At 60.0% G+C, this 15469-nt stretch carries 14 protein-coding genes; 10 read left to right on the top strand and 4 right to left on the bottom strand.

What is annotated here, in order from left to right; all coding sequences use genetic code 11:
- The 3 genes from ACIQ3A_RS10570 to ACIQ3A_RS10560 all read left to right on the top strand — a co-directional run.
- Window positions 1–1515: molybdopterin cofactor-binding domain-containing protein (locus tag ACIQ3A_RS10570; RefSeq protein ID WP_396431705.1), on the top strand; the 1515-nt coding region annotated here is incomplete at its 5' end.
- Between the two features lie 356 nt (window positions 1516–1871).
- Entirely contained in the window at window positions 1872–3137 is a 1266-nt protein-coding gene (locus ACIQ3A_RS10565; protein ID WP_396431704.1) for an MFS transporter, read from the top strand.
- A 93-nt stretch (window positions 3138–3230) separates the two neighbouring features.
- Window positions 3231–4457, top strand: a complete 1227-nt coding sequence (locus tag ACIQ3A_RS10560; RefSeq protein ID WP_396431703.1) for an MFS transporter — start codon at window positions 3231–3233, stop codon at window positions 4455–4457.
- Between the two features lie 49 nt (window positions 4458–4506).
- Here ACIQ3A_RS10560 and ACIQ3A_RS10555 read toward each other — a convergent pair whose 3' ends face one another.
- A complete protein-coding gene (locus ACIQ3A_RS10555) occupies window positions 4507–5043 on the bottom strand; it encodes a hypothetical protein (RefSeq protein WP_396431702.1) in 537 nt (178 codons plus the stop codon).
- Between the two features lie 107 nt (window positions 5044–5150).
- On the opposite strand from ACIQ3A_RS10555, the gene xdhC reads away from it, so the two are divergent.
- The 5 genes from xdhC (at window position 5151) to ACIQ3A_RS10530 (ending at window position 10506) form a co-directional block, all read left to right on the top strand.
- On the top strand, window positions 5151–5948 hold the full coding sequence (gene xdhC / locus ACIQ3A_RS10550; RefSeq protein ID WP_396431701.1) for a xanthine dehydrogenase accessory protein XdhC: 798 nt from the start codon (window positions 5151–5153) through the stop codon (window positions 5946–5948).
- 172 nt (window positions 5949–6120) lie between these two features.
- Window positions 6121–7335 carry a urate hydroxylase PuuD gene (locus ACIQ3A_RS10545; protein ID WP_396431700.1) on the top strand — a complete coding sequence of 405 codons (1215 nt, stop codon included), beginning with the start codon at window positions 6121–6123 and terminating at the stop codon, window positions 7333–7335.
- Window positions 7336–7476: 141 nt separating this feature from the next.
- Window positions 7477–8460 carry a tripartite tricarboxylate transporter substrate binding protein gene (locus ACIQ3A_RS10540; RefSeq protein ID WP_396431699.1) on the top strand — a complete coding sequence of 328 codons (984 nt, stop codon included), beginning with the start codon at window positions 7477–7479 and terminating at the stop codon, window positions 8458–8460.
- Between the two features lie 8 nt (window positions 8461–8468).
- Window positions 8469–8942, top strand: a complete 474-nt coding sequence (locus ACIQ3A_RS10535; RefSeq protein WP_396431698.1) for a tripartite tricarboxylate transporter TctB family protein — start codon at window positions 8469–8471, stop codon at window positions 8940–8942.
- 70 nt (window positions 8943–9012) lie between these two features.
- Window positions 9013–10506, top strand: coding sequence for a tripartite tricarboxylate transporter permease (locus tag ACIQ3A_RS10530; protein ID WP_396431697.1), 1494 nt, complete (start codon window positions 9013–9015; stop codon window positions 10504–10506).
- A gap of 103 nt (window positions 10507–10609) precedes the next feature.
- Here ACIQ3A_RS10530 and ACIQ3A_RS10525 read toward each other — a convergent pair whose 3' ends face one another.
- The 3 genes from ACIQ3A_RS10525 to ACIQ3A_RS10515 all read right to left on the bottom strand — a co-directional run bounded on the left by ACIQ3A_RS10525 (window position 10610) and on the right by ACIQ3A_RS10515 (window position 12808).
- Complete coding sequence (locus tag ACIQ3A_RS10525; RefSeq protein WP_396431696.1) at window positions 10610–11656, bottom strand: Ldh family oxidoreductase; 1047 nt, start codon at window positions 11654–11656, stop codon at window positions 10610–10612.
- A gap of 67 nt (window positions 11657–11723) precedes the next feature.
- Window positions 11724–12464 carry an LrgB family protein gene (locus tag ACIQ3A_RS10520; RefSeq protein WP_396431695.1) on the bottom strand — a complete coding sequence of 247 codons (741 nt, stop codon included), beginning with the start codon at window positions 12462–12464 and terminating at the stop codon, window positions 11724–11726.
- A complete protein-coding gene (locus ACIQ3A_RS10515) occupies window positions 12461–12808 on the bottom strand; it encodes a CidA/LrgA family protein (RefSeq protein WP_396431694.1) in 348 nt (115 codons plus the stop codon). The genes ACIQ3A_RS10520 and ACIQ3A_RS10515 overlap by 4 nt, the downstream gene beginning before the upstream one ends.
- Window positions 12809–13428: 620 nt before the next feature.
- Here ACIQ3A_RS10515 and ACIQ3A_RS10510 point away from each other — a divergent pair.
- Window positions 13429–14268 carry an oxidoreductase gene (locus ACIQ3A_RS10510; protein WP_396431693.1) on the top strand — a complete coding sequence of 280 codons (840 nt, stop codon included), beginning with the start codon at window positions 13429–13431 and terminating at the stop codon, window positions 14266–14268.
- Between the two features lie 45 nt (window positions 14269–14313).
- Entirely contained in the window at window positions 14314–15333 is a 1020-nt protein-coding gene (locus ACIQ3A_RS10505; protein WP_396431692.1) for an AraC family transcriptional regulator ligand-binding domain-containing protein, read from the top strand.
- Window positions 15334–15469 lie beyond the last annotated feature (136 nt).

Below are 15469 nucleotides of genomic sequence, written 5' to 3'. Positions count from 1 at the left end.
ACCGGCAAGCGCCACGATTTCCGCATCGACTACGAAGTGGGCTTTGACGACAACGGCCGCGTTTTGGGCGCCAACATCACGCTCATGTCGCGCTGCGGTTACAGCACCGATTACTCCGGCCCGGTGAACGACCGCGCTTGTTTGCACATCGACAACACCTACCACCTGCCCACGCTCAAGCTGATCAGCCACCGGTGCAAAACCAATACGCAAAGCGCCACCGCGTTCCGTGGCTTTGGCGGTCCGCAAGGCATGTTCGGCATCGAAACCGTGATGGACGAAATTGCGATGACCTTGGGCAAAGACCCATTGGAAGTGCGCAAGCTCAACCTCTATAAAGACCCGGCCATCAGTGGCAACCCCGACACCATGACCACCCAGTACAAGCAACTGATTGAAGACTGGGTGGCTGACAAGGTGATCGACCAAGTGGAGCAGGAGTCCCAGTACGCTGAGCGCCGCGCTGCTGTGCAGGCCTTCAACGCCCAAAGCAAAAGCCGCAAGCGCGGTTTGGCCTTGGTGCCGCTCAAGTTCGGCATCAGCTTTACTGCCACCCACTTGAACCAAGGCGGCGCTTTGTTGGTGATTTACATGGACGGCTCGGTCAGTTGCAACCACGGCGGCACCGAAATGGGCCAGGGCCTGAACACCAAGATGGCACAGGTGTGTGCCGATGGTCTGGGCATTGGCGTCGACAAAGTGCGCATCACGGCGACCGACTCGCAGAAAGTGCCCAATGCATCGGCTACCTCGGCATCCAGCGGTGCCGACATCAATGGCGCGGCCATCATGAATGCCACCGCCCAGATGCGCGAGCGCCTGAAACCCGTGGCGGCCCGCATGCTCGGTTGCCAGCCGGAAGAGGTGAGTTTTTCCAACAGCCAACTGCACGGCGGTGGCAAGTCCGTCAAGTGGGCTGATGTGACCAAGCAAGCCTGGCTCGACCGCGTGGGCCTGAGCGTCACCGGCTTCTACATGACGCCCGAAATCAAATACGACTTCACCACCCTGAGCGGTCGTGCTTTTTATTACTACTGCTACGGTGCCGCCGTGAGCGAAGTGGAAATCGACACCCGCACCGGCGAGTGGTGGCTGAAAGCCGTGGACATCGTGCACGACGTGGGTCGCAGCATCAACCCGGCGCTTGACAAAGGCCAGATCGAAGGTGCTTATGTGCAAGGCATGGGCTGGCTCACGATGGAAGAGTGCATCTGGGACAAAAAAGGCAAGCTGCTGACACATGGGCCGAGCACCTACAAAATCCCGGTGGCGGGTGATGTGCCTGAACACTTCAAAGTGTCTTTGTTCGACAACATCAACCTCAAGCCCACGCCGTTCAACAGCAAAGCCACGGGCGAGCCCCCTTTGATGTTGGGCTTGTCGGCTTTCTTCGCCTTGCGCGATGCGGTCGCCGCCAGTGCCAACCACCAAGCCGTGGTGCACATGGATGCCCCAGCCACGCCCGAGCGCATCTTGATGGCCTGCGAAAAAGCCAAGGCCACTGCAGGGCTGTAAAGATGCCGGCAGGGTGTCTGAAGCGTTTTCAGGCATCCTGCACCCCATACAACCTCAGATTTCAGGAGCAGGCCCCATGTCAAACGATCCAAGGTGCTGCGGCACTGGCACATGCATCATCAACGCCGAAGGCCTTTGCTGGTGTGGTCAGCGCTGGGATGGCGAGAAGATGTGCTTTATGCCTGAGCCTGTTTCAGCACCCTCGCACGCTTCCACCTCTTCTTCCCGCTCGCAGTCAGTGCCGCGGCCTCTTGACCATGATCAGGACTGAATCCATGCAGACACAGTGGCATGCCTGACCGGCATGAGGTTCATGTGCAGCGGAGTTGCCCACCCGGGTGCGTGATGTTGCGCCTGTGAAACCTTCTGCCGCTGAAGCCCTGCCCGCCATGCACTGGCGCGATCCGTTCCGCGTCCGAAGTTTCCGTTTTCAGTGGCCCGCCGATCTGGCCACGTCGTGGGCTTTCGAGATGGAGTCCATCGTGCTGGGTTGGTTCATTCTGGTCGAGTCGGGCTCGGTCATGATGCTGGTGGTCTTTGCTTCCTTGCAGTATCTGGGCGCTTTGGTGTCGCCCCTGTTTGGCGTGGTGGGCGACCGTTTCGGCTACCGGCGCATGTTGTACCTTTCGCGCGCCCTTTACGCGGCTTTGGCGGCCTGCTTCATGCTGTTGGCCTGGCTCAATGCGCTGACGCCTTTGACTGTGTTGTTGATGGCCGCCTTGGCCGGTGTGCTGCGGCCTTCCGACATGATGATGCGCAACGCCTTGATTGCGCAGACTTTGCCGCCACGGCATTTGCTGGGCGCCCTCGGCATCTCGCGCATCACTTCGGATTCGGCCCGCATCGCGGGCGCTTTGGCCGGTGCCGGCGTGGTGGCCTGGCTCGGCATGACTTGGGCCTATGCGCTCATTACTTTGCTGTATGCGTCCAGTTTTGTGTTGTCCAGGGGGGTGTCCGACAACAGGCAGACGCCTGCGCATGCCGTTGCACGTGTTTCGCCCGTGCGTGACTTGCAGCTGGCTTTTGGTTACGTGTGGTCCCGCCCTGTGCTCATGGCGGCCATGGCCTTGGCCTTTCTGGTCAACCTGCTGGCCTTTCCTTTTTCCTTGGGCTTGCTGCCCTATGTAGCCAAAAATATTTACCTGACCAACCAGGCGGGCTTGGGATGGCTGGGCGCCAGTTTCGCCTTTGGTGGGCTGGTGGGTTCGGTGGTGCTGAGTTCTCACCGTTATCAATTTCGCGCTGCACAAACCATGGTGGTGGCTGGCGCGGTGTGGTTTTTGGTGGATGTGATGTTCGCCTTCAGCACCCACTTGTATGTGGGCATGGCCTTGCTCTGGGTCGCGGGCTTGGCGCAAAGCCTGAGCATGACGCCCCTGGCGGCTGTCATGTTGCGCGTGACGGAGCCGGCCTACCGGGGTCGGGTGATGGGCATGCGCATGCTCGCCATCTGGGGTTTGCCTTTGGGCTTGCTGTTGTCCGGCCCGTTGATAGAGCGCTTTGGCTACACCGCTACGGCGGGTTTGTATTCGGCCTTGGGGCTGCTGCTCACGGGGGCCATGGCGGTTTACTGGCGACAGCACATCTGGGACAAGAACGCCCCGGCCAATGCGCCCCTGTGACCAAAGCGACAGCGCCAAAGTGCCCTTTAGCGCACAGTGCCAACGCATGGTGACCAAGACGCTCGTGTCTTGATGCCATCGCCTGAACAGCCCATGCCCAATCCTCACATTTCAACCGCCCCCCAGCCCGAAGCGCCTGCGGATCATCCCCGCGTGGTCAGGGGTTTGCTCAACACCGCACATGCGCTGGACCATTTGTTCTTGTTGATTTTTGCTGCGGCAGTGAGCTCGATTGCAGCCGACATGGGCCTGACCCAATGGCAAGACCTCATGCCCTATGGCGCGGGTGCATTTTTCATGTTTGGTCTGGGCTCTTTGCCAGCGGGGCGACTGGGCGACCTGTGGGGCCGCCGCAGCATGATGCTGGTTTTCTTTTTTGGCATGGGTGCGGCATCGATCCTGACAGCCTGCGCGCAATCGGTGTGGCAATTGGCCTTGAGCCTGAGCTTGCTCGGGCTGTTCGCTTCCATTTACCACCCGGTGGGCATTCCCATGTTGCTGGAGCGTTCTGCCAACCCGGGTGCCACGATTGGCTTCAATGGTCTGGCGGGTAATCTGGGTGTGGCGGTGGCAGCCTTGATCACAGGTTTTCTGATTCAGTGGTTGGGTTGGCGCGCCGCTTTTGTGGTGCCGGGCGTGGCGGCGATGGTGTGTGGCTGGGTGTTTGCCCGCGCATGCCCGCAAGAAGTTTCTGCCCCTGCCAAACGCAAGGGGGGGGCCAAAGTGAGTCTGTCTGCGCCTCTGCTGGCCCGGGCTTTGGTGGTGATGACGGCGGCGGCCATCACCAGCAGCGTTTTGTTCAACTTCACCACCAACGGCAACGGCCTTTTGTTGGTCGAGCGCTTCCAAGGCGTGGTGGATGACCCGGTCTCTTTGGGCTTCTTGCTGGCCCTGGTGTATGCCGTGGCTTCGTTGGCCCAGGTGGTAGTGGGGCACCTGATCAACCGCTTTCCCCTGAAGCGTTTTTTCATGTTCATGGTGATGGCCCAGATCCCCATGCTGGTGCTGGCATCGCAGGCGCAGGGTTGGTGGCTGTTGATCGCCTTGACCGGGGTGATGGTGTTCATCTTCGGGGCGATACCCTTCACCGACTTTATGATTGCCCGTTACGTGGATGACCGCTTGCGCTCACGTGTCTCGGGCATGCGCTTGGGCGTGTCTTTTGCGGTGAGCTCTTTGTCGGTCTGGGCCTTGGGGCCGGTGGTCAAGGCCATGGGCTTTGGCCCGTCGCTGTTGTTGTTGGCCGGTTTTTCGCTCACCACCGCCCTGATTTTGACTTTGTTGCCCGGCGCGGCGCACGAGCAGGTGCATACGGCTTGAAGCTGGCCTTAAGCCTAGAAGATGGCCTGGCAGATGGCCTCGCGATTGCTCAGTCCTGGCCCTCGGTCAGGGTGTCGAGCTGGAACTTGCCGCTCTTGTGCCAAAGCCAAACATCTGTGTAGGTGACTTGGCTCAGGTGCTTGGGAACGGGGTACGGCGCTGAAGCTTTGACCATGCGCTCGATTTCGGCCATGACATGCGGCACATGCTTGGGGGCACGCATCCAGTTAACGGCTTTCACCGAGCCTTTCTGGTCGATGTCTACATTCAGCACGCCCACCGCCTCCAAAAGCGGTGGCATCCGGCCCTTGTAGATGCGGTGCGCATGCAAGCCGTACAAATGCCCTGCAGCGTCCTTGCGGTACTCTTTGCTGGTGCGCGCCGCTGAGGTGGGGCCCGACGGGGCAGAGGGCACGATGACGCTTTGTGGCACCTTGACCGCAGGGGGCGGTGGTGGCAGTGGCGGCGGGGTTTGTACCGCAGGCGGTGGCGTGCTGCATCCGCTTAAAAAACACAAGGTGGCAACGCCCAAGCCCAGCAAACTGCGGGTCATTGCGTTTTGAATCGGGTGCAAACGTTTGTTCATGGCAAGCCTTTGTCCTTGGCATACTCTGCGCTGGTGCGTGATTGTGGCACCGACTGCCCCCGAAGGACAAACATGTTCGAGTACCCAACTTTGAATGGACAACAAGAGTGAACTGGATTGAGCAAGCCCTGAAGCGGCTGAACACCGAAAACGCGGTGGTGGTCACCGTGCTGGCCACCCAAGGGTCTGTTCCCAGAGAGGCTGGTACGCGCATGCTGGTCTTTGCCCAAGGCGAGGAGGGCACGGTCGGCGGGGGTCACCTGGAGTTTCAGGCCACGGCCCATGCCCGGCAAATGTTGGCAGGGCATGCCGCGCCCGCGACATTGCGCCAGGTGTTGGGCCCCAGCTTGGGGCAGTGCTGCGGCGGCGCGCTGGAGTTGTCCTTTGAAAAAGTGGACGCCAACGACTTGCCGCGACTGCGCCTCCAGCTAACGCCATCGCGCACCCCATTGGTGCTGTTTGGGGGCGGGCATGTCGGCAAGGCGCTGGTGCGCTGCCTAGCGCCATTGCCTTTTGCCGTGCGCTGGATTGACAGCCGCGATGAAATTTTCCCGGCCGATGTGCCTGCTGGCGTGGCCTGTGAACACTCCAACCCGGTGCAGGCAGCGGTGCACGATCTGGCCCCGGGCAGCCGGGTGCTGATCATGAGCTTCAGCCATGCCGAAGACCTGGACATCGTGGTGGCGTGTCTGCAACGCTTGCGCGACAAAGCCGATTTGCCCTTTGTGGGGCTGATTGGAAGCCAGACCAAATGGGCCACCTTCAGGCACCGGCTGGAGGCCCGTGGCTTTAGTCAAACAGAAATTTCCCAAATCACTTGTCCAATTGGCGTGCAGGGCATCTCGGGCAAAGAGCCCGAAGTCATTGCCGTGGCCGTGGCAGCACAACTTTTGCAGACGCTTTGACGGATGATCATGGTTTCCCCTGATGTGGAAGCCTGCTAAGCGCTGGATTCAAACGGATAAACTGTATACACTTCGGTGCACTGGTCGCAGCGGCGCAAGAACCTCTGGTTCATGTTCGCGACCGAATACCCGCTCACAGGGCCCGCGGTGGTGAGCTGGTTGGAGATTTTTCATGGAAACGTATCTGTTGGAATGGGCCAATTTATTGCTGCGCTGGGTGCATGTCATCACCGCCATCGCCTGGATTGGCTCCTCGTTTTACTTTGTCTTTCTTGACAACAATTTACAAAAACCCAATTCGCCTGATTTGCTGGAAAAAGGTGTGGGTGGTGCCATGTGGGCCGTGCACGGTGGCGGGTTTTACAACCCCCAAAAATACATGGTGGCGCCCCAGAAAATCCACACCAAATTGCACTGGTTTTATTGGGAAGCCTATTCCACCTGGCTGACTGGCTTTGCGCTTTTTACGGTGCTCTACCTTTACAACGCGGGCACCTTCCTGATCGACAAATCCCTGATGGACTGGACACCCGTGATGGCGGGGTCAGCGGCCGTTGGTCTTCTGGTGGCCTTTTGGTTGGTATACGACACCATTTGCCGCGTTTTCGGTTTCCGCAAAAACGGTGAACTGATCGTTGCGGGCTTGATGATTGTGGTGGTGGCTTTTGTCGCCTGGTTGGCCAACCAATTGTTCGCAGGCCGCGCAGCCTTCTTGCTGGTCGGTGCCATGATCGCCACGGCCATGAGCGCCAATGTGTTCTTTTGGATCATCCCTGGCCAGCGCAAAGTGGTCGCGGCCATGACCAGTGGCGAGCCCTACGATGCCAATGCCCTGGCCATTCATGGCAAGCGCGGCAAGCAGCGCAGCGTGCACAACACCTACTTCACGCTGCCCGTCATCTTCGCGATGCTGAGCAACCATTACAGCTTTTTGTACTCGCACGAGCAACGCTGGGTCTTGCTGTTCATGATGATGTTTGCCGGCGCCCTGATCCGCCAGTTCTTTGTGCAACGGCACGCCTTCCACCTGGGCCGTGCTGCCAACCCCTGGCCTTTTGCATTGGTCGGTGTGGTCTTGATTTTGGGTGTGATCGTGGCCTTGCGCCCGGCAGCCCCTGTGGCTGCAACGGCGGTGCCCGCCGCGCCCGTGACATTTGCGCAAGTGCAAACCCTGGTGGGCCAACACTGCCTGGCGTGCCACGGAGCGCAGGTGCAAATGAAAAATGTCCGGCTGGACAGTCCGCAAGCCATCAAGACCCATGCGCAAAACATGTACCAGCAGGTGGTGGTGACCAAGCAAATGCCCATGGGCAATGCCACCGGCCTGACCGAGGACGATCGCGCTGTGTTGGGGCGTTGGTTTCAGGCCGGCGCCAAGATCGATTGACGACGGATTGGCGCCAACAGGAAAGTCGCCAGAGTTACTGAATCTATGGTTGACCCTAGTGGTCTGAAAGGTGAATGGGTATAAATTTTGACGCTGCGGGGTGCCAGTTGGTCCCGGCTTTACAAATCAAAAGGAATTCCCATGTTCATCCGTTCACGCCGTACGCTGGTTGCCAGTGCTGTTGCTGGTTTGGCTTGTCTTGCCGCAGCCTTGCCTGCCGCAGCCCAGAATTACCCCACCCGCCCCATCACCATGATCGTTCCTTGGGGCGCTGGTGGCGGCACCGACGCGGTGGCCCGCATCGTGGCCAGCTTGCTCGAAAAAGATCTGGGCCAACCTGTGACGGTGGTGAACCGCACCGGTGGCAGCGGGGTGGTGGGTCATGCTGCCATCGCGGCAGCGCCCGCTGACGGTTACACCATCGGTTTGGCCACGGTCGAGATCGGCATGATGCACTGGCAGGGCCTGACCCCTTTGACCGGCGCCTCCTACACCCCCATTGGCTTGGTCAATGCTGACCCAGCGGGTATCCAAGTGAGAGCTGATTCGCCCTACAAAAACGTGAACGAATTGCTGGCTGCCATCAAGGCCAACCCCGGCAAGTTCAAGGCTTCGGGCACAGGCCAGGGCGGCATCTGGCACCTGGCCATTGCAGGGCTCTTGCTGGACCAGAAAATCGATCCGGCTGCACTGCCTTGGGTGCCCAGCAACGGCGCTGCGCCAGGCTTGCAAGACATGGTGGCGGGTGGCGTTGAAGTGGCCCCTGTTTCCCTGCCCGAAGCGCGTTCTCTGATCGATGCAGGCAAGGTGAAAAGTCTGGCCATCATGAACGACAAGCCTTCCACGCTGTACCCCAATGTGCCTACGCTAAAGTCGGCAACCGGCAGCAACTGGACCATGGCGGCATGGCGTGGTGTGCTGGCGCCCAAAGGTTTGCCCGCTCCGATTCAAGCCAAATTGGCCGAAGCCGTGCGCAAGGCGGTTGCCAGCAAAGACTACAACGACTTCATGACCAGCCGTGGCCTGGGCGTGATTTATGGTGGGCCTGAAGATATGGCCAAATTCATGGCCAAGTCCGATGCCGAAATGGGTGTGACCATGAAGGCCGTGGGTCTGGTCAAGTAAGCAGGTCGATGAAAATCAACGACGCATTTTGGGGGCTCTTGCTCATGGCCTTGGGTGCTACGGTGCTCTTTGCCGTGCGCAATTACCCCAACATTCCGGGCCAGCCCGTTGGCCCTGCCTTGTTTCCGGGGCTGATCGCTCTGGGCATGTGCATCGGGGGGGCCATGCTGGTCTGGCAAGGCTGGCGTGACCGCGCAGATGGGCCATGGCTTGAGTGGGAAGACTGGGTCAACTCACCAAGGCATACCCGCGCGCTGGTGGCACTGCTCGGGTCGGTGGTTTTCTACATCGTGGTCGCAGACGATTTGGGCTTTTTGATCACCGCCGTGCTCATGATGTTCACGCTGTTCAGGTCGCTGCAAGTGCCTTGGCGCCGCGCCGTCTTTTGGGCGGTGGTGGCCACCTTGGTGGTGCACTTTGCCTTTTACAAACTCTTGCGCGTGCCCTTGCCCTGGGGTGTCCTGACGCCTCTGGCCTGGTAATTGGCTAAAGGCCTGTTCCGCTTTCTGTTTCTCACCCAAATGACTTTGTCAGTCTGAGGAGTCTTATCCCATGTGGACAGCCGTTGGCCAAGCTTTTTCGATGGTGTTCGAGCCCTACACCCTGATGGTGATGGTGCTCGCTTCCTTGTATGGCTTGTTTGTGGGGTCGGTGCCTGGCCTGACCGCCACCATGGCCACCGCGCTGCTGGTGCCTGTGACCTTCTTCATGCCCCCCATTCCGGCTGTGGCTGCCATGGTCACGGCCACGGCCATGGCGATTTTTTCTGGCGATATTCCGGGCTGCCTGTTGCGCATACCCGGCACACCCGCATCGGCAGCCTACACCGACGAAGCGTATGCCATGACGCGCAAAGGACAAGCCGAGAAAGCCTTGGGCGCGGGCCTGGTGTTCTCGGCTGTGGGTGGCTTGTTTGGCACTTTGGTGCTGATCGTTGCGGCGCCTGCCTTGGCCGACTTCGCCTTGAATTTCAGCTCGTTCGAGTATTTCTGGTTGGTGCTGCTGGGGCTGACCTGTGCTGTCTTCATTTCAACCGGTGCGCCCGTGAAGGGCCTGATGATGTTGCTGATCGGCTTGCTGGTGGCTTGCGTCGGCTTGGGTAACCCGGCTGGTTTTCCGCGTTTTACTTTCGGCAACACCGAGATGTCGGGCGGCATTGGCATGATCGCCATGATGATCGGCATGTTTGCCATCTCTGAGATCATCCGCTACGTGGTGGACACCAGCCCACCCGCAGAGTTGGTGGTGGAAGAAGTGGGCGGTGTCTTGAAGGGGCAGTGGGCGCTGGCCAAAAAATACCCCAAGCAAATATTGCGTGGCAGTGTGCTGGGAACAGCCGTGGGCGCATTGCCTGGTGCAGGCGCCGATATCGCTGCCTGGATGTCTTACGCGATGAGCAAGAAGTTTTCCAAGGAGCCCGAGAAGTTCGGCACGGGCCATGTGGAGGGCATTGTGGAGTCTGGCGCTGCCAACAACAGTGCGCTGGCCGGTGCCTGGATTCCAGCCCTGGTGTTTGGCATTCCGGGCGACTCGATCACAGCCATCGTGATCGGTGTGCTGTACATGAAAAACATGAATCCCGGGCCGACCTTGTTCACCACCAACCCGCAGAACATTTATGCGGTGTTCTTGTTGTTCATTGTGGCCAACATCATCATGATTCCGCTGGGCATTTTGTGCATCAAGGTAGCCAAGCGCATCCTCAAGGTGCCCCGTGAAATCCTGATGCCGATGATTTTGCTGTTTTGCGTGGTGGGCACTTTCGCCATCAACAATTCTGTTTTCCAGGTGGGCGTGATGTTGGTGGCCGGCATCCTGGCTTACTTGCTTGAAGCCAACAAGTTTCCGACAGCTCCGGCCATTCTGGGCGTGGTGCTGGGGGGCATGCTGGAAGAAAACTTCATCACCTCGATGATCAAATCCAATGGTGATTTGACGGCTTTTGTGGCCCGCCCAATCGCCTTGTGTCTGGCCATTCTGACGGCCCTGGTGTGGTTTGCCCCCGTGCTTTTGCGCCTGTTGCGCAAACCGGCTGTTGCCGCTTGACGCGAAACGTTTTCGTTTCATCGTTGCAGCGTATTCCGGCCTGTGCATGGCCTATGTGCTGCCCCGCGCGGCCTCTGCGCCGCCTGTGATCCGGGTTGATTTTTTACAAGGGTGAAGGTGCAGGGGTCTTGAACTTCTCAGCCCAAGGCAAGAGCATGGGCATGATGTTCGGGTAAAGGGCCACGCCCTGGCTGGCGCTGTCGGCCTTCAACTTCAAGCCCCTTTCGCCCGGTGTCCGCACCCATCGGTCAGCTTGTGCAGGCCGCGAGGCATGGCATTGTCTCGAGACCTCGTCCATTTGCGTCTGAAAATGGGACAAGCCTGCAAAGGCGCGGGGATCGATGATCTGCAAAAACACAGTGGCCCCCCAACCTTCGGGGGCGTCCGCGCGGCCATGCCCCGACAGGCCGCCCGTCAGTGCCTCGACCATCCAGCTCAGGCCATAGCCCTTGTGCCCTGAATCCATGCCCCCCAGTGGCAAGATCGTGCCCTTGGGCTCGTTGAACAAGACCGCCGGATCGCGGCTGGCATCTCCGTGGCCATCCATCACCCACTCGGCGGGCAACAAGCCGCCTTCTTTTTGCAAGCGGTTCGTCATGCCGTTGGTGGTGGACGAGGTGGACACATCGATCAGCACGGGCAAGCCCGACGTGGGAATGCCCACCGAGACGGGGTTTGGCGTGAACACCGGGTCCAGCCCGCCAAAGGGGGCAATGCTGGCGGTGTTGGGGTCAGAGCAATGCAACAGCATCATCAAACCTTGCTCTGTGACCCGCTGGTGGTAGGCCGCCAGACAGGCAATGTGGTGGCTGCGCCGGATGACCACGGTGCAGGTGCCTTGCGTCCGGGCGCGCTGTGTGGCCAGTTCAATGGCTTGCAACACCAGCCAAGGGCCAGGCAGACGCTGGCCATCCCAGGTGACTGCGGCCGGGTGATCCGACACCACAAGGGGCTGACCCTCTGCGCGCATCTTGCCCGCTTCCAGTTCGGCCAGATAGGGCGCCAACAACGCCAGGCCATGGGTGGTGTGGCCGAGCAAGTCGCCTTCCAGCAGCACATCGGCCACGGCATGGGCCTTGTCCGGCGGCAAGCCCGCGGCTTGCAAAAGTTGATCGGCAAAGGTCAGGAGGTCAGCGGGGGCGTAGTTCATGGTCTTCATCATAAAAAGAAGCCTGTCTGGCCCTGTCACGCGGCGGACTCAGTACGAAATCCCGTCTCTAAAACCACCAGGCCACCGCATAAGGAATCAGCATTGCTCCTGCAATGCCGTGCAAGCCCATGCCCAGGCTGGCGTAGGCCCCAGCCTCGGCGTTAACGCTGAAAGCGCGTGAGGTGCCGATGCCGTGCGCGGCCACACCCAGGGCAAAGCCGCGCTGCCACCAGGCCGTCACGCGCAGGGCGTCCAGCACGTAGCGGCCGAGCACTGCGCCCAAAATGCCAGTGCTGACGGCAAAGATGGCGGTCAGGGTGGGCGAGGCTTGCACACGTTCGGCAATGCCCATGGCAATGGGCGCGGTCACCGACTTGGCCACCAGCCCGCGCACCAGCGATTCGTCCACCCCCAGCCAACGCGCCATGCCCACAGCGGTCAGCACCGAGGTGATGCCGCCTGCCAGCAGCGACAGCAGCAAAAGCCCCATGCGCCCCTTGAGTGAGGCAAAACCCTTGTAAATGGGAATCGCCAGCGACACCGTGGCTGTGCCCAGCAAGAAGTGCACAAACTGCGCACCTTCAAAATATTGGGCATACGGCATGTCGATCACGCTGATGCCGATGCACACCAGCACCACGGCAATCAGCACCGGGTTGGCCAGCGGGTTGCGCTGGCTGCGTTCGTACAGCGTGAGGCCCAGCAGGTAAGCGCTGAGCGTCAGCACCAAGGCCAAGAGGGGGCTGCCCGAGAGGTAGACCCAAATTTCTGAAATGGGGGGGAGTTCCGTGCGCAATGGGGTGTTCATGACGCGCCGTCCTTTTTGGCGAACATTTTGAGCAAGAGCGCTGTCACTGCCACCGTGGCCACCACGCTCAGCACCAGCGCCGCGCTGATGGCCCAGGCGTTGGCCTTCAACACCGGCAGATAAAGCACCACACCCACCGAGGCAGGAATGAACAACAGCCCCAGGTGCTGCAAGATGCCGCTGCCCACCATGTCCATGGACGCGGGCACGTGGCCGCGCAGCCCCAAAAATGCTAGCAGTAAAAGCAGGCCCAGCACAGGGCCGGGAATGAAGGGCAGGGCGAACCTGGACAGCAGCTCGCCGAGCGCCTGGAAGATGAAGAGTTGAACGAGGCCTTGGATCATGGGCTCAGTTTAGACAGCTTGTGCCTGCGTTGGGCGTGAAAGACTTGTGACCCCCATGCCATCAGTTGAGGCGTTCGACGTGGCTGACTGCCGCGATCGCCACTGAGTGCGCTGGCTAAAAGCCTGAAACCACCACGTCCATCGCTGTGATCAAAACGCTGGCTTGATGTGCCAAGTTGCCCACTGGTTGTCGCAAACTGCGAGTGGGCAAGGGCGCTGAATAGTGTGCCAGAGCACGCAGGCCTTGGCCGTTCACCACGACCAAAAAGGGATGCCTTGTCCAGCGCTTTCACTGGGGTTCATATAAACGTCAAACTGAGCCATCGCGGTTTACCAAGGGCGCAGGTCTGCACCTGGGATGCCTTGCTTTTCGTCCCAGGTGTTTTGAGCCGCAATCCAGTCGCTAAATGCGGTTTCAAATTTCTTTTTCCATGCAGCCAGACTGGTGTTTAAGAGCTACAAGGACGGGCGCACCACCCATTTAATTCTTTCGTGTGCGGGACTGTTGTAATTCAAATTGGCATCTTCGGCATGCGCATTGGCGTGATCCGATGGTGACGCGTGGCATCCAAACTGCGACCATGACACCACTCGAAACACATTCACGAACGGAATTTTTCATGGCATCCACATCCCCCAAAAAACAGGTGGCGCTCGTCACTGGCGCATCGTCCGGCATGGGCAAAGAGACGGCCAAGCGGCTGTTGCAAGAGGGTCTGACGGTCTACGTTGCGGCGCGCCGATTGGCGCAAATGGACGATTTGCGTGCGCTGGGGGCCATACCGCTGCAGATGGATATTTCGGTGGACGCCAACATCGTCTCGGCGGTGCAAACCATCACAAAAGGCCATGGAGGCATCGATGTGCTGGTGAACAACGCGGGCTTTGGCATGTACGGCGCCATGGAAGACTCGAGCCTGGCCGATGCCCGTTACCAGTTTGAAGTCAACCTGTTCGGCATGGCCCGACTCACGCAATTGGCGCTGCCGCACATGCGCCGCCAAGGGGCGGGTAAGGTCATCAACATCTCGTCGATGGGCGGCAAGATGTACACGCCCCTGGGTTCGTGGTACCACGCCACCAAGCACGCGGTGGAAGGCTGGAGCGATTGCTTGCGCATCGAATTGGCGCCCTTCGGCATCCAGGTGGTGATCATCGAGCCCGGCGTCATTGCGACCGAATGGGGTGGCGTGATGCTGGAGCCGATGCTGCAGCGTTCGGGCCAAGGCCCTTACCAAGCCATGGCGCAGGGCATGGCCAAGGCGATGCGCAGCACTTACGCCAAACAGGGCGCGGCCTCGCCACCTTCGGTGGTGGCCGATGCCATACTGCAGGCTGTGCGGTCAAGCCGCCCGAAAACCCGCTACGTCATCGGCAAAATGGCCAAGCCCCTGATGTTCATCCGCAAATACTTCGGGGACCGCCTGTTTGACATGGCCATCATGAGCCAAGCCAAGTAACCCAACCCAACGAAACCCTAACGACACGTCAGAAAGGCCCCTACTGTGAAACAGGCCACACGCTTTGCCGTGCAGATGGGTTGGAAACTGCTCATCCTGGACATGGGATACTCCCCCGCCGATGTGCTGAGCCTGGCGCGGCTGCCGGGTGACCTGTTTGCACGGCCGGGGGGGGCGAGTTTGTCGCCTGAGCAGTACTTTGACCTGTGGCGCGGACTGGAGCAGGCCGCAGGCAGCGACGAGCTGGCCCTCAAACTCGCGCAGGCCATGTCGGTGGAGGCCTTTGACCCTGCCCTGTTTGCCTGCTTGTGCAGCCCCGACCTGAACACCGCATTGCAGCGGCTGGCGCATTACAAACGCCTGATATGCCCCTTGCTCATGGGGGTCGACATCCGCGCAGACCGCACGCAGGTCACGCTCAGCTGCTACGGGAGCGCCGAGCCGATTCCCCGCAGCTTGGGTGTCTCGGAGCTGGTGTTCTTCACGCAACTGGCCCGGCTGGGTACGCGTGAGCGCGTCGAGCCCTTGGCGGCCTCTGTGCCAGATTTGCCCTTGAATCTTGCACCCTACAAAGCCTATCTGGGCTGCGCTCTGGGTGCCTCTGAACAGATCCAGATCGCGTTTTCGGCGCAGGATGGACGCCGACCTTTTTTGACCGACAACATGGCCATGTGGGCGGCGTTTGAGCCGGCACTGAACAGCCGACTGTCGGCGCTGGACGCGCAAGCGGGACTGCGCGAGCGGGTCAGGGCGGTGCTGCTGGAGACGCTACCCGCAGGCATCAGTAGCATCGATACCGTGGCCCAGCGCCTGGCGATGAGCAAGCGTTCCTTGCAGCGGCAATTGGCCGAGGAATCGGTCGGGTTTCAAGAACTGCTCAGTGAGGTTCGGCATGAGCTGGCGCGTCATTACCTGAGCCGCACCGACATATCGGCCGGAGAAATTTCGTGGTTGCTGGGCTTCCAGGAAAGCAACTCCTTCATCCGGGCGTTCAGAAGCTGGACCGGCACCACACCTGCAGCCTATCGGCAGGGGCGGGTGGGCATTGATGCCCAGTGGCATTGACAGGCATTGAACATGAACTCAGGAGAGATGCACATGATGAAAGACTTGACGGATTATTTTGTCGGGGAGAAGCAGGAAAGCGTGCTCTTCATTTTGGCGGCTTTGATAGCGATAGGACTGGCGGTATGGTTGTGGA

Source organism: Limnohabitans sp., assembly GCF_044361985.1.
Lineage (GTDB): Bacteria > Pseudomonadota > Gammaproteobacteria > Burkholderiales > Burkholderiaceae_C > Limnohabitans_A.
The sequence above is the reverse complement of the archived record's forward strand: the minus strand, read 5'-3'. Positions and strand labels throughout refer to the sequence as shown.